At 71.4% G+C, this 22,022-nt stretch carries 18 protein-coding genes; 10 read left to right on the top strand and 8 right to left on the bottom strand.

Going from position 1 to position 22,022, the window contains the following annotated elements:
- Positions 1 to 118 precede the first annotated feature (118 nt).
- Positions 119 to 1,321: a DUF5954 family protein gene (locus BMZ82_RS17345; protein ID WP_256251960.1), complete on the top strand. Its 1,203-nt coding sequence runs from the start codon at positions 119 to 121 to the stop codon at positions 1,319 to 1,321.
- 62 nt (positions 1,322 to 1,383) lie between these two features.
- Here the strand turns inward: BMZ82_RS17345 and BMZ82_RS17350 are convergent, their stop codons facing one another.
- Positions 1,384 to 1,944, bottom strand: a complete 561-nt coding sequence (locus tag BMZ82_RS17350) for a hypothetical protein (RefSeq protein ID WP_093776684.1) — start codon at positions 1,942 to 1,944, stop codon at positions 1,384 to 1,386.
- 251 nt (positions 1,945 to 2,195) lie between these two features.
- Here BMZ82_RS17350 and BMZ82_RS17355 point away from each other — a divergent pair, with 251 nt between their 5' ends.
- From BMZ82_RS17355 to BMZ82_RS17380, 6 genes are all read left to right on the top strand, one after another.
- A complete protein-coding gene (locus BMZ82_RS17355) occupies positions 2,196 to 3,731 on the top strand; it encodes an aldehyde dehydrogenase family protein (RefSeq protein WP_093776686.1) in 1,536 nt (511 codons plus the stop codon).
- A gap of 76 nt (positions 3,732 to 3,807) precedes the next feature.
- Positions 3,808 to 5,361, top strand: coding sequence for a GMC family oxidoreductase (locus BMZ82_RS17360; protein ID WP_093776687.1), 1,554 nt, complete (start codon positions 3,808 to 3,810; stop codon positions 5,359 to 5,361).
- Complete coding sequence (locus tag BMZ82_RS17365; RefSeq protein ID WP_093776688.1) at positions 5,361 to 6,533, top strand: quaternary amine ABC transporter ATP-binding protein; 1,173 nt, start codon at positions 5,361 to 5,363, stop codon at positions 6,531 to 6,533. Before BMZ82_RS17360 ends, BMZ82_RS17365 begins: the two co-directional genes overlap by 1 nt.
- Positions 6,533 to 8,497 (top strand): ABC transporter permease, encoded by a 1,965-nt coding sequence (locus BMZ82_RS17370; protein WP_093776690.1) that lies wholly within the window; start codon positions 6,533 to 6,535, stop codon positions 8,495 to 8,497. Before BMZ82_RS17365 ends, BMZ82_RS17370 begins: the two co-directional genes overlap by 1 nt.
- Position 8,498: 1 nt before the next feature.
- On the top strand, positions 8,499 to 9,443 hold the full coding sequence (locus BMZ82_RS17375) for an ABC transporter substrate-binding protein (RefSeq protein WP_093776692.1): 945 nt from the start codon (positions 8,499 to 8,501) through the stop codon (positions 9,441 to 9,443).
- Positions 9,444 to 9,450: 7 nt separating this feature from the next.
- Positions 9,451 to 9,936, top strand: coding sequence for a carboxymuconolactone decarboxylase family protein (locus BMZ82_RS17380; RefSeq protein WP_093776694.1), 486 nt, complete (start codon positions 9,451 to 9,453; stop codon positions 9,934 to 9,936).
- Between the two features lie 65 nt (positions 9,937 to 10,001).
- On the opposite strand, the gene BMZ82_RS17385 is transcribed toward BMZ82_RS17380, so the two are convergent.
- From BMZ82_RS17385 to BMZ82_RS17410, 6 genes are read right to left on the bottom strand one after another with little or no spacing between them, the layout of a single operon-like run.
- A complete protein-coding gene (locus BMZ82_RS17385; RefSeq protein ID WP_093776696.1) occupies positions 10,002 to 10,820 on the bottom strand; it encodes an aminotransferase class IV in 819 nt (272 codons plus the stop codon).
- Positions 10,821 to 10,836: 16 nt separating this feature from the next.
- Positions 10,837 to 12,015, bottom strand: a complete 1,179-nt coding sequence (locus tag BMZ82_RS17390; RefSeq protein ID WP_093776698.1) for an FAD-dependent monooxygenase — start codon at positions 12,013 to 12,015, stop codon at positions 10,837 to 10,839.
- Positions 12,012 to 13,616, bottom strand: coding sequence for a class I adenylate-forming enzyme family protein (locus BMZ82_RS17395; protein ID WP_093776700.1), 1,605 nt, complete (start codon positions 13,614 to 13,616; stop codon positions 12,012 to 12,014). The genes BMZ82_RS17390 and BMZ82_RS17395 overlap by 4 nt, the downstream gene beginning before the upstream one ends.
- Before the next feature lie 56 nt (positions 13,617 to 13,672).
- On the bottom strand, positions 13,673 to 15,280 hold the full coding sequence (locus BMZ82_RS17400; RefSeq protein WP_093776702.1) for a benzoate-CoA ligase family protein: 1,608 nt from the start codon (positions 15,278 to 15,280) through the stop codon (positions 13,673 to 13,675).
- Positions 15,277 to 17,568 carry a chorismate-binding protein gene (locus tag BMZ82_RS17405; RefSeq protein WP_093776704.1) on the bottom strand — a complete coding sequence of 764 codons (2,292 nt, stop codon included), beginning with the start codon at positions 17,566 to 17,568 and terminating at the stop codon, positions 15,277 to 15,279. Before BMZ82_RS17405 ends, BMZ82_RS17400 begins: the two co-directional genes overlap by 4 nt.
- Before the next feature lie 30 nt (positions 17,569 to 17,598).
- Positions 17,599 to 18,177: a putative antibiotic biosynthesis monooxygenase gene (locus BMZ82_RS17410; RefSeq protein ID WP_256251961.1), complete on the bottom strand. Its 579-nt coding sequence runs from the start codon at positions 18,175 to 18,177 to the stop codon at positions 17,599 to 17,601.
- Between the two features lie 218 nt (positions 18,178 to 18,395).
- Between BMZ82_RS17410 and BMZ82_RS17415 the strand changes: the two genes are divergently transcribed.
- The gene (locus tag BMZ82_RS17415) at positions 18,396 to 19,175 is read left to right on the top strand and encodes a DUF3050 domain-containing protein (RefSeq protein WP_177244530.1); all 780 of its coding nucleotides are present in this window, start codon (positions 18,396 to 18,398) and stop codon (positions 19,173 to 19,175) included.
- Between the two features lie 43 nt (positions 19,176 to 19,218).
- Here BMZ82_RS17415 and BMZ82_RS17420 read toward each other — a convergent pair whose 3' ends face one another.
- Positions 19,219 to 20,082 carry a DMT family protein gene (locus tag BMZ82_RS17420; protein WP_093776889.1) on the bottom strand — a complete coding sequence of 288 codons (864 nt, stop codon included), beginning with the start codon at positions 20,080 to 20,082 and terminating at the stop codon, positions 19,219 to 19,221.
- A gap of 139 nt (positions 20,083 to 20,221) precedes the next feature.
- Between BMZ82_RS17420 and BMZ82_RS17425 the strand changes: the two genes are divergently transcribed.
- The gene (locus BMZ82_RS17425; RefSeq protein ID WP_093776710.1) at positions 20,222 to 20,608 is read left to right on the top strand and encodes a hypothetical protein; all 387 of its coding nucleotides are present in this window, start codon (positions 20,222 to 20,224) and stop codon (positions 20,606 to 20,608) included.
- Positions 20,609 to 20,662: 54 nt separating this feature from the next.
- Complete coding sequence (locus BMZ82_RS17430; RefSeq protein ID WP_093776712.1) at positions 20,663 to 21,847, top strand: glutathionylspermidine synthase family protein; 1,185 nt, start codon at positions 20,663 to 20,665, stop codon at positions 21,845 to 21,847.
- The last annotated feature ends 175 nt before the right edge of the window (positions 21,848 to 22,022 follow it).

Here is a 22,022-nt window from a genome sequence, read left to right on the forward strand (position 1 = left end):
GTGGCCCCCCGGGGATCGGTGCGTTCGGCGTGGGTGGTCCGTCGTAGGAAATCCGTCATAGGGAAATCGGATGGTTGCCGCTGGTCTATCCGGGGCCCGGTCTGGGCACGGTCCGTACGTGACCGATTACCGAGACGTGACGCCGTCCTATCTCACGTTCCGCGTGACGGCCCAGGAGGGTCCCATCGCGGCCTTCGCCGAGCAGGAGGCGTGGGAGGCGACGCAGCGGTATCCGCAGGTGATGGGCCTCGGCCTGCCGGAGTTCTTCTACGCGCGCGAGTGCGAGACGGGCGGCTGGGAGATCCTCGGCTTCGGCAGCGCCACCCCGCAGGACTCCCGGGACTCGCTCGGCTCGCTCTTCCGGCTGCGCTCGGTCGAGGCGGGGAAGGCCGGTGACGAGACCGGGCGGCGCAAGTGGATGGCGGCGGCGCTGCGGATGGACCGCGAGGTGGTGAACGAGATCCGGGTGCGCGGCGAGCGCTTCCGGATCATCCGGACCTGCCGCTTCCTGCGGATGGGGCCGAACGGGCCCGAGCCGCCCCGTCCCTCCGACCGGGACGCGCTGGAGGTGGGCGACGCGGACATGGAGGGGGCGAAGGACGAGGGGTTCATCGTCGACCCGTACACGAGTTCAGGGCTTTCGGACAGTCTGCTGAAGCTGCAACTCCTGGAGTTCGCCAGCGTGTTGAGCGACTCCACGGAGGACGTCGTGGCGGACTCCCGGCGGGCCAGGATCGAGTACCCCGGCGGGGTGCTCCTCCCGGCGGTCTTCATGATCTCCGAGCGGGAGAACGGGCAGTGGCTGTCCTTCAACCCCGGTTGCTCCTACACCACTCCGCAGGGGGCCCGTGACTCCCTCGCGGGGTGGCTGCGGGTGCAGGGCCCGTTCAAACTCCGGCTCGACGAGGAGCGGAAGGCGGAGTACGCGCGGCTGGCCGACCGGCTCGACGAGACCCGCTCCAACGTCCTCACCGTGGACGGCATCCGCTACCGCGTCAGCCGCGTCGAACGGCTCATCCGCATCGGCCCCGACGGCCCCGAGGGGCCCCGTCCCTCCGACTACGACCCCGAGCCGCCCATCGAGGTCCAGAACCAGCAGCTCAGGGACCAGGGGCTGGAGGATGACGACGAGGAGGACGACGGGCCCACCCCACTCAGCGAACGGGCCCAGGAGTACCTGCGCCTCTTCGAAGCGGAGCGGGAACGGCGCGAGAAGCAGAAACAGCAGCAGAAAGAGCAGCGAGAGCAGAAGGAGCAGCGGCGCAAAGAGCTCCAACAGCAACAGCAACAGCAGCAGCAACAGCAGGATCAGGGGCATTAGCCGTTGCCGTCGTTGTGCGGGTGGGGCGGCCCGGTCCTGGTGTGGGCCGGGCCGCTGTGCGCCTAGTAACCGGCGGCGGGCTTGAAGTCGACCGGGATGTACTGGTCGTAGGACCGGTCGGCGGTGGCCGTGAAGTCGGCGCGCGTGACGATCGCGCAGCGCACGGTCTCGCCGCAGACGACGCCCTCCGCGATCTCGGGCTTGATGTTCAGCGTCGTGTCGAACGAGCCGCCGGTCCCGTAGGGAATCGTGATCCCGGGCGTGCCGGTGCCGGTGTCGGTGATCCGGCGCGAGGACCCGTCCTCGGCCGCGCGACCGCCGAGGCAGGGGGTGGGCAGCGTGGTGTACGTGCGCGGGTCGCCGACCCGGACGCCGTCGGGGATCACGCAGAACGCCAGGAAGACGCCCTGCGCCCGGTTGTACCCGGCGCCCTTGACGTGCACCGTGCCGCCGGCGGCGGGGAGCACCGTGGGGGTGGCGGCCAGCCGCAGCCGGAAGCTCTCGCCGTCGGCCGTGACGACCGTACGGTGGGCGTGGCCGGACCACGGCGAGGCGCTCGCGGTGCCGGCCATGGGCAGCACGGCGGCCAGCGCGGCGACGGTGACGGCGAGCGCGCCGCGCACCGACTTCCCGAGCCTCTTGGCGGGGGCATTCGGGAGGGGATTCGTGAGGGAAACCGTGGGGGGATTCGTGGGGGGTTTCATGTGGACGGAAGCCGTCCTTTCATTTATGCGCTTACTGCGAACATCGTGATCATATAGATCACCCATATGTCTAAAACAGCCCTTTCGGCGACGCGGCATTCTCAGTGACGTAGCGCACTTTCGGCCATGGATTGCGCATGCAACCGGAGGGTGGGGGCAGGTGGTCGCCCATGGTCGACAGGACGGAACAGCAGCGGCAGCGCGAGCAGCGGACGATTCATGTGGACGGCGAGTGGCTGGAAGCCGTCTCCGGTGGCAGCCGGGAGATTCTCGACCCCGCCGACGGGCGTCCCTTCGCCGTGGTCGCGGAGGGCGACGAGAAGGACGCCGATCTGGCGGTCGCGGCCGCCCGGGCCGCCTTCGACGGCGGCGCGGGGGCCTGGCCGCGCACCCCGGTCGCCGAACGCGCCGCCCTGCTGCACCGCGTCGCCGACCTCCTCGTACGCGATCGCGAACGGCTCGGGCTGCTGGAGAGCCGGGACGCGGGCAAGACGGTCGAAGAGGGCCGGGTGGACATCGACTGCGTCGCCGACGCCTTCCGCTATTTCGCCGGGCTCGTGGCCGCCGAGGCCCCGGGGCGGGTCGTGGACGCGGGCACGGCCGACGTCCACAGCGTCGTCGTCCATGAGCCGGTCGGCGTCTGTGCGCTGATCACGCCCTGGAACTACCCGCTGCTGCAAGCCAGTTGGAAGATCGCGCCCGCTCTCGCCGCCGGGAACACCTTCGTCGTCAAGCCGAGCGAGATCACCCCGCTGACGACGATCGCGCTCATCGACCTGCTCGCCGAGGCCGGGCTGCCCGCCGGGGTGGCGGGCATCGTCACCGGGCCCGGGCACACGGTCGGGGCGCGGCTGGCCGAGCATCCGGACGTCGACCTCGTCTCCTTCACCGGCGGTCTGGCCAGCGGCACGAAGGTCGCGCGGGCCGCCGCCCCCACCGTCAAGAAGGTCGCGCTCGAACTCGGCGGCAAGAACCCCAACGTGGTCTTCGCCGACGCCTGCGCCACCGACGACGGCTTCGACACCGCCGTCGACCAGGCCCTCAACGCGGCCTTCATCCACAGCGGCCAGGTCTGCTCGGCGGGCTCCCGGCTCATCGTCGAGGAGTCCGTACGCGACCGCTTCGTCGCCGAACTCGCCCGCCGGGCAAGCCTGATCAGGCTCGGGCGCGGCACCGAGGACGGCGTCGAGTGCGGGCCGCTCGTCTCCGAACAGCAGCGCGCCAGGACCGAAACGTACGTCGCCTCCGCGCTCGCGGAGGGCGCGGTGCTGCGCACCGGCGGCAAGCGGCCGCGGCCCGCCCCGCACCGGCCGGAGTCCGGCTACTTCTACGAGCCGACCGTCCTCGACCACTGCCACCGCGAGATGCGGGTCGTGCGGGAGGAGGTCTTCGGGCCGGTCCTCACCGTCGAGACCTTCCGCACCGAGGACGAGGCCGTCGCGCTCGCCAACGACACCGAGTACGGCCTCGCGGGCGCCGTCTGGACCGCCGACGCGGGCCGGGCGCGGCGGGTCGCCGGGCGGCTGCGCCACGGCACAGTCTGGATCAACGACTTCCACCCCTACCTGCCGCAGGCGGAGTGGGGCGGCTTCGGGAAGAGCGGGGTGGGCCGCGAACTCGGCCCCGCCGGACTCGCCGAGTACCGCGAGACCAAGCACGTCTACCAGAACCTCGCACCGAGGCCGGTGCGCTGGTTCGCCGGTTGAACCCCCGCTGTCGCCTCCGGCCGTTTCCCAGACTCCGGCCCGTTCCTCAGACTTCGCACGCCTCTGGAGTACCCCCATGTCCCAGAACGCCCATATTCACGACTATGAGTACGACCATGAGTACGACTATGTCGTCGTCGGAGGTGGAACCGCCGGTTCCGTCATCGCCTCGCGGCTGACCGAGAACCCCGGCACCACCGTCGCCGTCATCGAGGGCGGCCCCAGCGACGTCGGACGGGACGACGTCCTCACGCTGCGCCGCTGGATGGGCCTGCTCGGCGGCGAGCTGGACTACGACTACCCGACGACCGAGCAGCCGCGCGGCAACTCCCACATCCGGCACAGCCGCGCCCGCGTCCTCGGCGGCTGCTCCTCCCACAACACGCTCATCGCGTTCAAGCCGCTGCCCTCCGACTTCGACGAGTGGGAGGCGGCCGGCGCCGAGGGCTGGGGCGCGGTTCCGATGGAGGCGTACTACGCGCGCCTGCTGAACAACATCGTCCCGGTCGACGAGAAGGACCGTAACGCCATCGCCCGCGACTTCGTCGAGGCGGCGCACGAGGCGATCGGGGTGCCACGGATCGAGGGGTTCAACCGGGAGCCGTTCACCGACGGCGTCGGCTTCTTCGACCTCGCCTACCACCCCGAGACCAACAAGCGCTCCAGCGCGTCGGTGGCCTACCTGCACCCGGTGCTGGACGAGCGGCCCAACCTGACGATCCTGCTGGAGACTTGGGCATACCGGCTGGCGCTGGCCGGCACCCGGGCACGGGGCGTGCACGTCCGCACGAAGGACGGCGAGGAGATCCTCGTACGGGCCCGCCGCGAGGTCGTGCTGTGCGCGGGGGCCGTCGACTCGCCCCGGCTGCTCCTGCACTCCGGCATCGGGCCGAAGGCCGATCTGGACGCGCTAGGCATCCCCGTCGTCCACGACCTGCCCGGCGTCGGCGAGAACCTCCTCGACCACCCCGAGTCGGTCATCGTCTGGGAGACCCACGGGCCGCTCCCGGAGAACTCCGCGATGGACTCCGACGCCGGTCTGTTCGTGCGCCGCGACCCCGAACACGCGGGCCCCGACCTGATGTTCCACTTCTACCAGGTCCCCTTCACCGACAACCCGGAGCGCCTCGGCTACGAACGCCCGCCGCACGGCGTCTCGTTGACCCCCAACATCCCCAAGCCAAAGTCCCGTGGGCGGCTTTACCTGAAGAGCGCGGACCCGGCCGTGAAACCCGCCCTCGACTTCCGTTACTTCACCGACGAGGACGACCACGACGGCCGCACCCTCGTCGACGGGATCCGGATCGCCCGCGAGATCGCGCGGACCGAGCCGCTGGCCGGCTGGCTCAAGCGCGAGGTGGCCCCCGGCCCGCACCTCACGGGCGACGCCGAGCTGAGCGAGTACGCCCGCAAGGTCGCGCACACCGTGTACCACCCGGCGGGGACCTGCCGGATGGGTGCCGCCGACGACCAACTCGCCGTCGTCGACCCGACGTTGCGCATCCGGGGCCTGGACGGCATCCGGATCGCCGATGCCTCCGTCTTCCCGACCATGCCCGCCGTGAACCCGATGATCGGCGTGCTGATGGTCGGCGAGCGAGCCGTGGACCTGATCGGAAGTGGTGCGTGATGAGTATCCCCAGTACTCCCAGTACTCCCAGTGCCGCCAGCACTTCCCGCACTCCCAGTTCTTCCAGTACTCCCGTCTTCTCCGTCGACGGGCTCTGGAAGGTGTTCGGGCCGAAGGCCGAACAGGTGCCTACCAACCCGGAGTTGGCCGGGCTCGGCCCCGCCGAACTGCGCTCACGCACCGGCTGCACGGCCGCCGTCCGGGACGTCTCCTTCGACGTCCGCAAGGGCGAGGTGTTCGTCGTGATGGGGCTGTCCGGTTCCGGCAAGTCCACCCTCGTGCGCTGTCTGACCCGGCTGATCGAGCCGACGGCCGGCGCGATCGCCGTCGACGGCGAGGACGTCCGCGCGATGGACCGCACCCGGCTGCGCGAACTGCGCCGGCACCGCGCCGCCATGGTGTTCCAGCACTTCGGCCTCCTCCCGCACCGCACGGTCCTCGACAACGTGGCGTACGGCCTGGAGATCCAGGGCATCGGCCGCGCCGAGCGGCGGGCGCGCGCGAAGGAGGTCGTCGAGAAGGTCGGCCTTGCGGGCATGGAGCAGCGCAGGCCCGCCCAGCTCTCCGGCGGTCAGCGGCAACGGGTGGGCCTGGCGCGGGCGTTGGCCGCCGACCCCGAAGTCCTGCTGTTCGACGAGCCGTTCAGCGCGCTCGATCCGCTGATCCGGCGTGACATGCAGGAGGAGGTGGTGCGGCTGCACCGCGAGGAGGGCCGCACGATGGTCTTCATCACGCACGACCTCAGCGAGGCGCTGAAGCTGGGCGACCGCATCGCCCTGATGCGCGACGGGCGGGTGGTGCAGTTGGGCACCCCCGAGGAGATCGTGGGCTCGCCGGCCGACGACTACGTCCGCGAGTTCGTCCGGGACGTACCGCGCGAGCAGGTGCTGACGGTGCGCAGGGTCATGCGGCCCGGTGGCTGCGGCGGCGCGGAGCACCCCGGGTCCCTCGCGGCGGACGCGGTGGTCGCCGAGGCGATCAAGGTCGTCGCCCGCAGCGGCAGGCCCGCGTGTGTCGTGGCGGACGGCCGCTGTCTGGGCGTCGTCGACCAGAAACGACTGCTCGACGTGGTGGCCGGAACGGAGCTGCCCGCCGACGCCGGGACCGAGCCGCCCAAGGAGTTCCCCAAGAGGGAGTTCCCCACGGAGGAGTTCCCCAAGGAGGCGGTCTGATGGCCGCGTTGACCACCGCCCCCGCGCTTCGGCTCGCCGCCCTGCCCGGCTTCCTCCGGCACCAGGCGGTCCGCAAGCTGCTGCTGCTCGCGGTCGCCGCCGCCGTCCTCGTGCCGTTGGCCAACGCCCGTTGGTCCAGCGGGAGTTGGCCCGCGACGCTCACCGTCGACCTCACCAGACCCCTCACGGGCGCCAGCGACTGGATCATCGACAACCGCGACAGCCACCCGCTGTTCCTCTACTTCTTCGGCCATCTCAGCAACGGCGTCGTCCTCGCCGTCCGCGCCGTCTATCTGGTGCTGCTCGGCGTCGGCTGGGCCGGTGTCGCGGCGGCGGGCGCGCTGATCGCCTGGCGGGTGGCCGGGGTGCGGCTCGCGCTCGGTACGGCCGCCGCGTTCCTGGCCTGCGGCCTGCTCGGCATGTGGGTGCCGACGATGCAGACGCTCGCCCTGATGGTCGTCGCCGTCCTCGCGTCGGTCGTCGTGGGCGTGCTGCTCGGCCTGGCCGGCGGGCTCTCCGCGCGCCTCGACCGCGCCCTGCGCCCGGTCCTGGACACCATGCAGGCGCTGCCCGCCTTCGCGTACCTGCTGCCGGTCGTGCTGGTCTTCGGCATCGGCGTCCCGGCGGCGGTCCTGGCCACCGTCGTCTACGCCGCCCCGCCCATGGCCCGGCTCACCGCGCTCGGGCTGCGCGGGGCCGACCAAGAGGTCCTGGAGGCCGTCGACTCGCTGGGCGCGACCGCGCGTCAGCGCCTGCTGACCGCGCGGATCCCGCTGGCCCGCAAGGAACTCCTGCTCGGCCTCAACCAGACGATCATGATGGCGCTGTCGATGGCGGTCATCGCGTCGGTGATCGGCGCGGGCGGTCTCGGCGACCGCGTCTACCAGGCGCTGGCCTCGGTCGACGTGGGCGCGGCCCTCGCCGCCGGCATACCGATCGTGCTGCTCGCGGTCGTCCTGGACCGCGTCACGGCCGCCGCCGGTGACGACAGCGACGGCGGCGACGCTGGCGATACCCCCGCCCGGTGGACCACCTGGGTCTACGCGGGTGCCGCCGCCGTGGCCGTGGCTCTCGCCGGGCGCGTGGCCGGGCGGCTCGACTGGCCCGACGCCTGGACGGTGCCCATCGCCGCCCCGGTCAACGACGCCGTCGGCTGGATGACCGACCACCTCTACTCCGGGGTGCCCGTCGTCGGCGGCACCGCCGACTGGGCCGGCCACTTCACCACCTGGGTCCTCGACCCCGTACGGGACGGCCTCCAGGGGCTGCCCTGGTGGGCGGTGCTGCTGCTGGTCGCCGCGATCGCCTGGCCGATCGGCACCTGGCGCACCGCGCTGACCGCCGTCCTCGCGCTCGCCGCGACCGGTGTGCTCGGCGTGTGGGAACCGGCCCTGGACACCCTGTCCCAGGTGCTGGCCGCCGTCGCCGTCACCCTCGTCCTGGGCTTCGCGACCGGTATCGCCGCCGCCCGCAGCGACCGCGTCGAACGGCTGCTGCGCCCCGCCCTGGACGTGTTCCAGACGATGCCGCAGTTCGTGTACCTGATCCCGGTCGTCGCCCTGTTCGGCGTCGGGCGCGCCCCCGCCGTCGCGGCGGCCGTCGTGTACGCGCTGCCCGCCGTCGTCCGCATCACCACGCAGGGCCTGCGGCAGGTCGACCCGGCGGCGCTGGAGTCGGCCCGGTCCCTCGGCGCGACCGGCGCGCAGCAACTGCGCCAGGTCCAACTGCCGCTCGCCCGGCCGGCGTTGCTGCTCGCCGTGAACCAGGGCGTGGTGCTCGTCCTCGCCGTCGTCATCATCGGCGGTCTGGTCGGCGGCGGCGCGCTCGGCTACGAGGCCGTCTTCGGGCTCGCCCAGGGCGACTTGGCGACCGGTCTGGTGGCGGGCGCCGCGATCGTCTGTCTCGGCCTGATGCTCGACCGGGTGACCCAGCCCGCCGACCGGCGCACCAAGAAGGGAGCGTGACATGCGAGTTCGTACGACCGCCGTGGTGGCGTCGCTGGTCCTGCTGACCGGCTGCGGCGCCGCCGACATGACCAAGCAGGCGTCCCCGTTCGCGAACGCCCAGGGCGCGAAGACCATCACCCTCTCCGTCCAGTCCTGGGTGGGCGCGCAGTCGAACGTCGCCGTCGCCCAGTACCTCCTTGAACACAAGCTCGGCTACCGCGTCGACACCGTGCAGGTCGACGAGGTGCCCGCGTGGGACGCGCTGAGCCAGGGCCGGGTCGACGCGATCCTGGAGGACTGGGGCCACCCCGACCAGGAGAAGCGGTACGTCGACGACAAGAAGACCATCGCGCGCGGCGGCGACCTCGGCGTCACCGGACACATCGGCTGGTACGTCCCCACGTACTTCGCGAAGCAGCACCCCGACGTCACGAACTGGAAGAACCTCGACAAGTACGCGTCCCAGTTCCGCACCGCCGAGAGCGGAGGCAAGGGCCAGCTCATGGACGGCTCCCCGTCCTACGTCACCAACGACAAGGCCCTGGTGACCAACCTGAACCTGGACTACCAGGTCGTGTTCGCCGGTTCGGAGGCCGCGCAGATCACCCAGATCCGCCAGTTCGCCAAGGAGAAGAAGCCCTTCCTGACGTACTGGTACGCCCCGCAGTGGCTGTTCGAGAAGGTCCCGATGACGGAGGTGAAGCTCCCGGCGTACCAGGAGGGCTGCGACGCCGACCCGGCGAAGGTCGCCTGCGGCTACCCGCACACCCCGTTGCGGAAGTACCTCAACGCCGACTTCGCGAAGGACGGCGGCAGGGCGGCGGCCTTCCTGAAGAAGTTCCGGTGGACTACGGAGGACCAGAACGAGGTATCCCTGATGATCGCCGACCAGAAACTGACGCCGGAACAGGCGGCGGAAAAGTGGGTGGATTCGCACGCGTCCACCTGGCGGAAGTGGCTATAGTCGGCCTATGAGCAACAGTGATCAGATATCCCGTGTGGCCCTGAAGAAAATCACCCCCGACGTTTCCAAGGCGATGGGTTCCCTGCACGTCGCCGCTGTTTCCGCAGCGGCGGACGCGAAGGTCGAGCCGGAACTCCTCGAACTGGTCAGGATCCGCGCCTCCCAGCTCAACGGCTGCGCGTTCTGCCTCGACATGCACACGAAGGACGCCCGCGCGCAGGACGAGACCGAGCAGCGCATCTACGCCCTGAACGCCTGGCGGGAGACCCCTTTCTTTACCGAACGGGAGCGCGCCGCACTGGCGTTGACGGAAGCGGTGACCTTCGTCGCCGACGGCCATGTGCCGGACGACGTCTACACCGAGGCGGCGGCGGTCTTCGACGAGGCACAGCTCGCGGCGCTCATCTGGGCGGCTACCGTCATCAACGCGTACAACCGGATAGCGATCGCCACGCGCATGGTGCCGGGGGCTTACCAGCCCGCGAAGAAGTAGTCATCAAAAGCAATGCAGAATTCGGGCATCGGCGATATTCGCCGGTGCCCGTCGCGTTATGGGTTCTAGTTATTTCCCGTATTATTCGGCAGCGGCTCCGTCAATCCGTCCAGCCACTTCCGCCATTCCTCCGCTCGTACCGCAGGACCGGCCGTCGTCGTCTGCTCGCCGATCCAGCCCGTCACCGGCCGGATGCCGTGCAGGGCGTTCACGAGCCATACCTCGCGGTCGGCCAGTTCGGGCAGGGTCCGTTCGCGGTGGGCGGTGCGGATGCCGGTGTGGAGCGCGCGTTCCTGGATGAGCGCGGCGGTCACCCCGGGCAGGAGCGGCAGCCGGGGCGGCGGCTGGCACAAGGTGTCGCCCTCCCACCACAGCACGCTCGCAGTCGCCGACTCCAGCACCACCCCGGACGGATCGACCAACACCCCTTCCTGCGCCCCTTCTTCGACCGCCCGCCCCCGCACCCGGGCCAGGATGTCCAGGTCCGGCCCCTTGCGGCGGGGCGCGGTCCGCAGGTCCGGCTGGCCGACGGACCAGACGCGGATCTCCGTGCCGAGCGGCGGGGCGTGCCGCAGCCGCAGCCTCAACTCCAGGGATTCGGCGGTGAGTTCGACACGCGGAAACCACGCGCCGGTGCGCGGCAGCGCGGCGGTCACGTCCTGCCAGAACCGCACGAGCCGACGCGGCCCCGGCCCACCGCTCTCCGCGCAGGCGTGCAGAAACCGCTCCCGGTGCCGGCCGTACCCGCGCACCCGGCCGTCGCGCACCAGCCACGAGTCGGCGACCAGCAGCGGCCCGTCCGGCACGGGTTCCGGTTCGGCGGTCAGCCCACGACCGGGCGTCCAGGTCAACCACCCTTCGCGCAGCGTCAGTTGTCCAGTCACTCGGCCTCCTTCTCCTTCAGTACTTCCCGCCCGCCACCGCCGGTGCCCCGCCCCGGGGTCCGTACGGCGCGTGCTCCAGCCATGAGCCGCACGACGGCAGGACGGGCGCGAGGGCGGCGGCCGCACGCTGTCTGAGCCGGACGATCCGACGCCGGGGCCGCAGATGGTCCAGGGCGACCCCGGCGGCCTCGCTGTTGAACAAACCCGCGGCCCGCCGTACGTCCGCGAAACCGGCCACCGCGTCCGCCGTCCCCGCCGCCACGGCCTGCGCTGCCGCCGCCGCGTCCGCGATGCCGCTGTTCATGCCGCGCGCGCCGAACGGCGGGAACAGGTGCGCCGCCTCGCCGACGAGCAAAACCCGCCTGTGCGGATCGGTGAAGGAGGCGGCGACCTTGCGCAGGAAGCGGTACGTCGACACCCACAGGATGCGGTCCGCGTACCCCTCGCCGACGACGCCGGGCAGCCACTCCCGTACGGCGTCCTCGGTGCCGTAGGCCTCCTCCGGGTCGTCGTCGCGGCACTGGAGGTCGACCTGGAAGCCGCCGGTGAACGGCACCCGCATGACGCTGCGGCCGCCGACGCCCGGATGCTCGTAGTGGAAGACGCGCTCCAGCGGCAGTTCGGCGTCGGGTACGTCCGCCACGTCGACGACGACGTGGAAGCCCTCGCCGCGTACGCCCTCCATGGCGATGTCCAGCGCGCGCCGGACGGTCGAGCGGGCGCCGTCGGCGGCGACGACGTACTTGGCGTTCCACTCCTGCCCGTCCTCGCCGACGAGCGTGACCCCGGACGGGGACGTGTCGACGCCCACGATCCGCGTCGCCCACCCGAACTCCACCCCCGCCCGCTCGCACGCGGCGCGCAGGAACCGCTCGGTGTCCACCTGCCGCAGACTCGTGAACGGCGGCAGCCCGGACGGCGGCGGGAAGGTGCGCGCGTACACCTCCCGGCCCCGGTAGAGGGTGCGCCGGGTGTGCCAGGTCCGGCCGTACGACGTGATCTCGGCGGCCAGCCCCGGGCACATGTCGTCGAGGGTCCGCAGGGTCTCGCGGTGCACGAACAGGGCGCGGCTGCCCGGCCGTTCACGGTCCTCGGGGTCCGCCTCCAGGAGCACGACCGGCAGCCCTTGCGCGCGCAGGGCCAGCGCGGCCGACAGGCCGACCGGGCCCGCGCCCACCACGATCACCGGGTTCACGCGCGCACGCTCGCTCGCGTCCCGGCGATGCTCTCGGCGAGCCGCTCGGTCAGCATGCGGGTGATCTCCAGCCGCTTCACCTTCCAGGTCGCCGTCATCGGCAGCTCCTCGAACCGCCACTGCCGGGGTTCGGCCATCGCGGGCAGATCGGCCGTCGCCTCGCGCCAGCGCTCCCGGTCCAGTGGCTGTTCACCCCGTACGCACACCACCGGTACCGGTTCGCGGTCCGCGCCCGGCACGATGACGACCTCACGGAGTTCCTCCAGCCGCTCCATCAGCGCGTCCTCGACCGCCAGATTGCTGTGCACGGCGTCGATCTGGTCGACCTCGCGGTCGATCAGATGCAGGGCGCCCAGCCGGCTCATGTAGCCCATGTCGCCCATCTGCCACCACCCGCCGTCGAGTTGGCGGTCGTACTGCGCCCGCGCGCCCAGGTAGGTGAGGATGCGGCCCCGGGTGCGGGCCTCGATCCGGCCGGGCGTGCCCGGCGCGACCCGCCTGCCGTCGGCGTCCGCGATCCGGACCCGGGTGAACCCCGGGATGCCGATCCCGACCCGCCGCCCGTCCGCCCGTTCCACGCTGCGCCGCGTGAACCACTGGAACGCGACCGGCCCCGTCTCGCTCTGCCCGTACAACTGGATCAGCCAGGGGGCCCGGCGCTTCGACGCGCCCAGCAACCGCCGTACGGTGCGCGGGTGGATGGCGTCGAACGTGGAGCCGTACGACTTCACCCGGGACAGCGGAGCGCCGGGCGCGTCGGCCAACTCCTCCCACAGGACGAAGGTGTTGGGGTGGGTCTCGACGATGCCTGGCCGGTGACGCACCAACAGCGGGCCCACGGACGCCGGTTCGGGGTCGGTGATCAGTACGAGCGGGCTGCCGAAGTGCAGCAGGACGCCGAGCAGGTGGTAGAAGCGCGAGTGCACGAACGACATGTGCAGCGCGGCCGTCTCGCCCCGGGTGGGCCAGCCCATCGCCTGCTGCGGGACGAGCCGGTTCCACATGGTGTTCGGGCAGTGCACGGCGAGCTTGGGGACGCCGGTGGTGCCCGAACTGTGGGTGATCAGGGCGGGTTCGCGGGGGTGCAGCCGCACGGGGGCCGGCGGTTCGGCGTCGGCGTACTGCGCCAGGGGGTCGGCGTCGGTGCCCGGCGCGTCGTCGACGGTGAGCGTGCGGCGGACGAGCCCGGCGAGGCCGATGTCCGCGAGCGGGCCGGTCAGCTTGGCGCGGTCGGTGACCAGCCACGGCTGCCGCAGCCGCCCGAGGAGCTGTCCGACGACCGGCCCGGCGAGGCCGGGGGAGAGGAGCACGGGGACCGCGCCGATACGGGAGACCGCGCAGGTCAGCAGCACGATGTCGACGTTGTCCGTCTTGTGGACGACGACCTGTTCCGAGGGCCGTACCCCGGCCGCCCACAGCCGTCCGGACAGGTCCTCGACGATGTCGGCCAGCGCCGGGTAGTCGAGGTCGACCCCGCGCGCGGGGTGGGTGTCCAGCGGCCGGTCCAGGGTGACGAAGACGCCGCCGTGGCGGTCGGCCGCCCGGCGGAACAGCGGGCCCAGATAGAACCCGCGGTCGGCGAGCAGGGGTTGCTGCGACATGTGGCTGTTCCTCTCGGACGTATGGCGGTCGGACGCACGGCAGGTGGCCGGCGTGGTCACCAGGCACCCTGGCGGACGAGGTGGCGGCGGAGCTTTCCGGTGGAGGTGCGCGGCAGGGACGGCACGAAACTGACGCTCCGGGGCACCTTGAAGGCGGCGAGCCGGTCGCGGACCAGTGCGACGAGATCGTCGGCCAGCCCGTCCGACAGGGGCTTTGCGGGTACGACGAAGGCGCGCAGCCTGCTGACGCCGTGCCCGTCGGTGACGGCCGCGACGGCGACCTCCCGCACCGCCGGATGCGTCCGCAGTACCGCCTCCACCTCCAGCGGCGAGACGGTGATCCCGCCGACCATCTCCATGTCGTCGGTGCGGCCCAAGTGCCGGTAGGAGCCGTCCGGTTCACGGCGCGCCCGGTCGTGGGTGGCCAGCCAGCCGCCGACGAGCGTGCGCGCCGTCTCCTCGGGCCGGTTGAGATACCCGGGCGTCACCGACGGCCCGCGCACCCACAACTCGCCCTCCTCGCCGTCGGGTACGGGGTGTCCGGCGCGGTCGCGCAGCTCCACCTCGAACCCGGGGACGGGACGCCCGACGGTGCCGGGGTGGTTGTGGCCGAGACCGTTCGCGCAGAACGCGTGACCGGCCTCGGTGGAGCCGATCTGCTCCAGCACCGGCGCGCCGAGCAACTCGCCGACGCGCTCGCCGAGTCCGTCCGGCAGCCCCTCACCGGCCGACACGGCGGCCCGCACCGAGGCGAAACAGGCGGCGTGCCCGCTGCCCCGGTCGGTGACCAGCGCCGCGTACGCCGACGGCACCGAGTAGAGCAGCGTCACCCGGTGCCGGGCGACCAGTTCGTCGACGGCGGCGGGCGTGGGACGCCGGTCCACCAGCACGGCGGACGATCCCGAGAAGAGCGGGAAGGCGAACGCGTTGCCGAACCCGTAGGCGAAGTACAGCTTCGACACGGACAGCGTGACGTCGTCCTCGGTGATCCCCAGCAGCCGCCGGCCGATGAGGTCGTGGTACGTCTTCGGGTCGCCGTGCCGGTGCACAACTCCCTTGGGGCGACCGGTGGTTCCGGAGGTGTACTGCACGTACAGGGGGGTGTCCGCGTCGACCGGGTGGGCGGGGGCCGGCGCGGCGGCGGGGGCGAGCGCGAGCAACTGGTCCGCGCCCAGCCGCGATCGCCCGGCGAACCGGTCGTCTTCCAGCCCCGGCCCGGTCAGACACAGTACGGCGGCGGTGTCCTCGGCCATGAACGCGTGCTCGGCGGCGGGCAGTTCGGGATTGACGAGGACGGCGACCGCCCCCAGCCGGGCCACTCCGAGGAAGGCCGCCACCCAGGCGATCCCGTCGGGCAGGGCGATCAGCACCCGGTCCCCGGGCCGCACCCCGTGCCCGGCGAGCACTCCGGCGGCCCGCGCCCCGAGCGCGTGCACCTCACCGTGCGTCCAGCCCTGATGCCCCTGCCGGAATGCCACCCGCCCGGCCCAGCCGCGCCGCTCGGCGAGATCGTCGAGGTACGCGGCGAGATTGCCGGGGGCCTCGGCCGCCGAGGTGTCCCGGGGCGCTCTGGGCTGCGGAACGGTCGCGGTGGTCGAGATCACGGTCGGGGTCGAGGGCTGTGCGGTCGCGGGCTGTGCGGTCGTCGGCTGAGGCGTCGTCATCGGGTGGCCTCCTTGACGGTGGCCGGGAGGGGGAGCGGGCCCGGGACGGGGGTGGCGGGGCGTCCCGGCTTCGAGGCCGCCTCGCGGGTCGTGTGCTCGTGCAGGGCGCGCATCTGGGCGGCCGTCTTCAGGAGCATCTCGTCGTACTCGGCGACCGGGTCGGAGTCCAGGACGATCGCGCCCCCGGCCCCCAACTGCATCAGGCCGTCGGCCAGGACGGCGGTGCGGATGACGATGTTGAGGTCCGCGCCGCCGCTGCACCCCAGGTAGCCGAGGGCCCCCGAGTACACGCCGCGCGCCTCGGTCTCCAGCCCGTCGATGATCTCGAGCGTGCGCAGCTTCGGCGCGCCGGTCATCGAGCCGCCGGGGAAGCAGGCGCGCACACAGTCCACGGCGTCGGTGTCGGCGCGCAGCCGCCCCTCGACGGTGGACACGAGCTGGTGCAGCGTGGCGTACGACTCGGTGGCCATCAGCCGGGTGACGCGTACGGTCCCGGTACGGCAGACCCGGCCCAGGTCGTTGCGGAGCAGGTCGACGATCATCAGGTTCTCGGCGCGGGTCTTGGCGTCCGCCGCCAGCTCGTCGCGGAGCCGGGCGTCCTCCAGGGGACCGGCGCCGCGCGGTGCGGTGCCCTTGATGGGCTTGGCCTCGGCGATGCCGTCCCGGGTGATCCGCAGGAACCGCTCGGGCGAGGAGCCGACGACGTCGAGGTCGCCGAATCTCAGATACGAGGCGTACGGGGCGGGGTTGACGCGGCGCAGCGCCCGGTAGAACGCGTAGGAGTCGTCCGGGGCGGGTAACCGCGCGGCGTCGGTGAGGCAGATCTCGTAGCTGGTGCCCGCCGCGAGTTCGCCCTGGCAGGCCGCGATGTCCGCGAGATACGTCGCCCGGTCGCGCACCAGCCACGGTTCGACGGAACCGAGATCGGTTCCGAGGCCGGACCCGGCCGGATCGGTTGGCACTGGGACTGGCACTGGCACCGGCACCGGCGCGCGGTCGGTCTCCTCGGGCAGTGAGGTGAGCTGGGCGAGCGTGCTCTCCAGCCACTCCGTGGCCTCCCGGCCGGCGTGCGGGGTGTCCTCGGCGACGCAGACCGCGTAGGTGAAGCCCTGCTGGTGGTCGACCGCGATCAGCCGGTCGGCGAACAGCCAGCAGGCGTCCGGGGTGGTGGCGCGGTGCCGGTTGGGGGAGCCGCAGTCGGCCTTCGTCTCGTAGCCGAAGTAGCCGACGTAGCCGCCGGTGAAGTCGAAGGGCAGGCCGGTGGCGTCGACTCTGCGGTTGGCCAACTGCCGCTTGAGATAGTCGAATACGCTCGTCCGGACCTTGCGGGCGGGCCGCCCCGCGCGCTCGATCTCGCACTGGCCGGCCTCGACGTCGTACCGGACGAACTCGGCGAGCGGACCGCTGTCGTCACCGAAGAACGAGAAGCGGGAGAGGCCGCGCTCGACCCGGGAGCTGTCCAGCCAGAACGCGCGCGGCGAGTCGGCGTACAGCCGGGTGAAGGCGGCCTCCGCGTCGATCGCCCCGGCGATGCGGCGGGTGTGCAGCCGGTGCGCGGGGCCGCCGGTGCGGGGGCGGGGGAGGGTGAGGGCCGCCGAGGGGCTGGTGGGGTCGGCCACACCGGTAGGACCGGTCGCCGTGGGTGTGCGGCTCGGGAGGGTCGTCTCGGGCGCCGGGACCGCGGTGTTCTTCGTCCGGAGCTTGCGGGCCCGGTCGGCGGTGAGGTTGCGGAAGTTCACCAGCATCCGGTGGCCGTACTCGGTGAGCACCGACTCCGGGTGGAACTGCACGCCCCACAGGGGCCGTTGGCGATGGCGCAGCCCCATCAGGACGCCGTCCTCCGCCCAGGCGGTGGCCTCCAGGGAGGCGGGCAGCGGCTCGCGCACGGACAGCGAGTGGTAGCGGACGGCGGTGAAGTTCTGCGGCAGCCCCTGGAACAGGTCGCGCCCGTCGTGGCGGACGGCCGACAGATACCCGTGCCGGGGCTGCGGCGCGGGTGACACCCGGGCGCCCTCCCCGTGCGCGATGCCCTGGTGACCGAGGCAGACGCCGAGCACCGGCACCGTCGACTCGGCGAGCACCCGGGCACTGATGCCGAAGTCCCGCGCCTTCGCCGGGTGCCCCGGACCCGGCGACACCACCACGTTGTCGAATTTCGCAAGATCGTCAATGACGTCCGCAGGGGCGTCGTTGACGATCACCACCGGTTCCTCGCCGTTGACCTCGGCGATGAGCTGGAACAGGTTGTACGTGTACGAGTCGTAATTGTCGATGAGCAGGGTCTTCACCCGCCCACCTCCCTAGGGTCGTTCTCGGGACTACGCGGTCCGTCGTTTGTGCCGTCCGCGGAGCGCCTGGAGCGGTGGATACAGCCATTTCTTGAAGAAACGCTGAAGGCGGGGCATGAGAATCCAGGTGACGAGAGCCGTCACACACAGACAGAGCAGCAGCGTGCGAACGATCGGATTGAGGCCGCCGAGATAAGGAAGGGCGATCAGATTGAAGAGGAGCACCGGCGGGAAAACCGCGCTCATATTCACGAACCATAACTTCCATTTCGACGGAGGGGCCGGCGGTTTCGGGGCGGGGGTCTGTGATTCGAACCACGCCTTGGAGCCGCGCACGCTCTTGCGGTCCGTCTGCACGGCGACGCCCGCCGCCCGGACGTCCCACTCCGCACGGGCTGCCGAGTCCTCCCAGGCCCGGGCCGTGCCTTCGCTGGCGAAGCGATAGACGACATGCCACTCCGCCTCTCCGTCGACCAGCACGCCACCGCCGAGGAAGCCGGGCTGCTGTGCACTCGCGCCCAGCATGGCCCACCCCCAGGAATGAAAGTCGCCCTCTCGGCCCGGCACCACGCGATAAGCCGAGGTGACGGTGACGGGATTACTGGTCACGGTGTCGAGTACGGAGCGGAGGGCTCCGGTGTTCACAGGTTCTTCAAACTTTTACGACCGCCTTCGACTTGCCCGAAACGTTACCTCTTGATGGTTTTTCGGTGACCTTGGCAGCTTCTGTCGATGGGTACTGCGGGTAACTTTTCGGAATTCGCGGAAGTGGTTGCCGGTAAGTCGGGACAAGTGCACGATCGGGTTCTCGAGCCGAAGGAGAAAACATGTCCAGGTACGACTGGGATATGTCCCATGCGGGAATCGACCGGGCCCGGTCCGCGATCGAATCCGCCCGGAAAGAAGTGACCGCCCACGCGATTTACCAGCGGATCGGCAGCCGGGAGGACATGGCGACGTTCATGGCGCACCACGTGTTCGCCGTCTGGGATTTCATGTCCCTGCTCAAGTCGCTCCAGCGGGACCTCACCTGCGTCGACGTCCCCTGGGTGCCGCGCGGCTCGGAGGTGAGCCGGCGGCTCATCAACGACATCGTCCTCGTCGAGGAGAGCGACGAACTGAACGGCGGCTTCACCAGCCACTTCGAGCTGTACCGCGCGGGCATGGACGAGGCGGGCGCCGACACGTCGCGCATCGACACGTTCGTAGCGCTGACAGCGGAGGGCCACGACGTGCCCTCGGCGCTACGGGTCGCCCAAGTCCCTGCCCCCGCCGCCGAGTTCGTGCGCACGACGTTCGGGATCATCGCCGACCGTCCGCTGCACTGCCGGGCCGCCGCCTTCGCCTTCTCCCGCGAGGACCTCATCCCGGACATGTTCGACCAGGTGATCAAGAAGGAGGGCACCGACCGTTTCCCCCTCTTCTGCGACTACCTGGCCCGCCACATCGAGGTCGACGGCGAGGAGCACACCCCCATGGCCATGCAAATGGTCGCCGACCTCTGCGGCACGGACACCACCCGCTGGCAGGAAGCGGTCGACACGGCAACCCTGGCCCTGGAGGCCCGCACCCACCTGTGGAACGGCATCACCGAGGCGATGTCCTGACCTGGGCGCCGGCCGGCACTCGTCCCTACCCCCGCCCCCGTACCTACCCCTGCCCCTGCACCTGCGCCACAGGCGCCGCCACCGGCTCCGGAGCCTCCCCGAAGCGGGCCAGCGCCAGCGCCCCCGCCACGGCGACCGCGAAGCCGAGGACGGCCAGCCAGGCGAGGCCCTCGCGGGTGTGGTCGCCGAGCCAGATCACGCCCACCAGGGCCGGGCCGATCGTTTCGCCGAGCACTATGCCCGCCGTGGCGGTCGTCACCGAGCCCCGTTGCAGTGCTGTTGTCAGCAGGATGAATGCGGACGCGCCGCCCAGCAGCAGGGCGTACGTCGCCGGGTTGGTGAGCAGGTGGGACGGGGCGAGTGAGTTGATCAGGCGTACCGCCACCTCCACCACGCCGAAACCGCATCCGGCGCCCAGTCCCAGCACCAGTGCCCGCCCGCGCCCGGTGAGCCGTCCGCCGACCAGGCCGAGCAGCAGCACGCCGACCGCCGCGCCGAGCATCGCCCACGGCAACGCCGCAGGGCCGCTCTCCTCGCCCTCCGTTCCCGAGGCCAGCGCCAGCATCGCCAGCCCCGCGCACACCACCCCCACCGCCAGCCACTCCATGCGGCTCAGCCGCACCCGCAGCAGCCGCGCCGCGACCACCGCAGTCACCGCCAGACTGGCCGCGAGGGCCGCGCCGACGGCGTAGATCGGCACCGAACGCAGCGCGGCGATCTGGAAGAGGAACCCGAGCCCGTCCAGCCCCAGCCCCGCGAGATACCGCCACTGCCGTACCGCGCGCAGCAGCAACGCCGCGTCCCCACCACGTTCACCGGTGCCGCTGTCGGCGGCGGCGCGGGCCGCCACCGCCTGCAACACCGTCGCCGTACCGAAGCAGACCGCCGCGCCGAGCGCGCACACCATTCCGAAGAGCACGCAAGGACTGTAGGGGAGCGGCGGTCGGGCGGGCCGCCTGCGGGTGCCCGACGGCCGGTTGTCTAGGCTGACGGCCGGTAATCGCCGTAGCGGCGATACGACAACGGGGACACGGGGAGAGAAGAACATGGCGGACACGCGTCGAAAGCTGCGCTCGGGCACGGTCGTACTCGGCGGCATGGGACTGCTCGCGGTGGCCCTCACCGCCTGCTCCTCCGACCCCGACAAGCGCTGTGTCGACCGCGACAGCTACCACCTCACCAAGGGCTACAAGGTCGTCGCCGACAAGAGCTGCAAGTCGACCAAGACCACGGCGAACGGCGCCTGGTACTACGGCGGCAAGAAGAAGGGCTCGTACGTCACCGGCGGCTCCTTCAGCAAGCCGAGCAAGGGGTCCGGGTCGTCCGGGTCCGGCGGTTCGAGCAGCAGCGGCGGCAATGGTGTCCACCGAGGCGGCTTCGGCAGCGATGGCGACAGCGGCAGCGGCAGTCACAAGGGCAGCTCGGGCGGCTGAGGGAACCGGACGAACTGAACGAACCGGACAGACCGAAGGAAGCCGGACACGCCGATGCGACGTCACACCATCGAACCCCGTCCCGACTGGCAGCGGACCGTCGAGGAACAGGGGCTTGTCTACCCCCTCACCCGCCACCCCGACGACACCCTGCGCCCCTACTGGGACGAGAGCGCGTACTACGCGTTCTCCCTCGACGAGGTCGAGGCGCTGGAGGAGACCGTCGGGGAACTGCACGAGATGTGCCTGACGGCCGCCGCCCACCTCGTCGAGTCCGACCGCCTCGCCGACCTCGGCATCACCGACCCGCGCGTCGCGGCGGCGGTCACCGAGGCCTGGCACCGGCGCGCCGAACTCCCCTCCGTCTACGGCCGTTTCGACCTCCGCTACGACGGCACCGGCCCGGCGAAACTCCTGGAGTACAACGCCGACACCCCCACCTCACTCGTGGAGGCGGCCTCCCCCCAGTGGTTCTGGATGGAGGACCGCTTCCCCGACGCCGACCAGTGGAACTCCCTCCACGAACGCCTGGTCGCCGCCTGGAAGAAACAGGCCCCCCTCCTCCCGCCCGGCAACCCGCTCCACTTCGCGCACTCCTCCGCCGACGAACTCGGCGAGGACCTCATGACGGTCGCCTACCTCAAGGAGACCGCCGAACAGGCCGGCCTGGACACCGACTGGATCTCCATGGAGGAGATCGGCTGGGACCCCCTGTCCGGCCGCTTCGTCGACGCCCGGCTCCGCTTCATCCGCAGTTGCTTCAAGCTCTACCCCTGGGAGTGGCTGACCACCGACCGCTTCGCCGGCCACGTCCTGGACACCCTCGACAACGGCGGCGGCACCGGCACCACGATGTGGATCGAACCGGCCTGGAAGATGCTGCTCAGCAACAAGGCACTCCTCGCCGTCCTCTGGGAGCTGTACCCCGGCCACCCCAACCTCCTCCCGGCCTATCTGGACGGCCCCCGCGACCTGCCGACCACCACCGGCTACGTCGCCAAGCCCCTCCTGGGCCGCGAAGGCGCGGGCGTCACCATCCACCCACCGGGCAACGCCCCCGCCGTACGCGAAGACCCTTGCTGCTACCAGGAGTTGTCCCCCCTCCCCGCCTTCGACGACAACCACGTCGTCCTCGGCGCCTGGGTGGTGGACGACGAACCGGCGGGCCTGGGCATCCGCGAGTCGACCGGCCTCATCACGGACGAGTACGCCCGCTTCGTACCGCACGTGATCCTCTGACGTACTCAGCCGACTGACGTACTCAGCCGACCCGGGACGGACAGCGGCCGGAAGCCAGGCAGAAGGCGAGGTTGCCGCCGGCTGCGTGGGCGAGGCCGTCGGCCCAGTCCAGCAGGGGGCCCGCGGTGGTCGCCGAGGCGAGTTCGGCGCGGGCGGTTCAGGAAGTCCCGGGTCC

Origin of the sequence: Streptomyces sp. yr375, assembly GCF_900110755.1 — a bacterium.
In the GTDB taxonomy this organism is placed as follows: Bacteria; Actinomycetota; Actinomycetes; order Streptomycetales; family Streptomycetaceae; genus Streptomyces.

Bases quoted from the DNA above. Each gene is read 5' to 3' on its own strand.
- BMZ82_RS17355 (WP_093776686.1), top strand. From the start codon at position 2,196: ATGGTCGACAGGACGGAACAGCAGCGGCAGCGCGAGCAGCGGACGATT.
- BMZ82_RS17360 (WP_093776687.1), top strand. From the start codon at position 3,808: ATGTCCCAGAACGCCCATATTCACGACTATGAGTACGACCATGAGTAC.
- BMZ82_RS17365 (WP_093776688.1), top strand. From the start codon at position 5,361: ATGAGTATCCCCAGTACTCCCAGTACTCCCAGTGCCGCCAGCACTTCC.
- BMZ82_RS17370 (WP_093776690.1), top strand. From the start codon at position 6,533: ATGGCCGCGTTGACCACCGCCCCCGCGCTTCGGCTCGCCGCCCTGCCC.
- BMZ82_RS17375 (WP_093776692.1), top strand. From the start codon at position 8,499: ATGCGAGTTCGTACGACCGCCGTGGTGGCGTCGCTGGTCCTGCTGACC.
- BMZ82_RS17380 (WP_093776694.1), top strand. From the start codon at position 9,451: ATGAGCAACAGTGATCAGATATCCCGTGTGGCCCTGAAGAAAATCACC.
- BMZ82_RS17395 (WP_093776700.1), bottom strand. From the start codon at position 13,616: ATGTCGCAGCAACCCCTGCTCGCCGACCGCGGGTTCTATCTGGGCCCG.
- BMZ82_RS17400 (WP_093776702.1), bottom strand. From the start codon at position 15,280: ATGACGACGCCTCAGCCGACGACCGCACAGCCCGCGACCGCACAGCCC.
- BMZ82_RS17415 (WP_177244530.1), top strand. From the start codon at position 18,396: ATGTCCAGGTACGACTGGGATATGTCCCATGCGGGAATCGACCGGGCC.
- BMZ82_RS17420 (WP_093776889.1), bottom strand. From the start codon at position 20,082: ATGGTGTGCGCGCTCGGCGCGGCGGTCTGCTTCGGTACGGCGACGGTG.
- BMZ82_RS17425 (WP_093776710.1), top strand. From the start codon at position 20,222: ATGGCGGACACGCGTCGAAAGCTGCGCTCGGGCACGGTCGTACTCGGC.
- BMZ82_RS17430 (WP_093776712.1), top strand. From the start codon at position 20,663: ATGCGACGTCACACCATCGAACCCCGTCCCGACTGGCAGCGGACCGTC.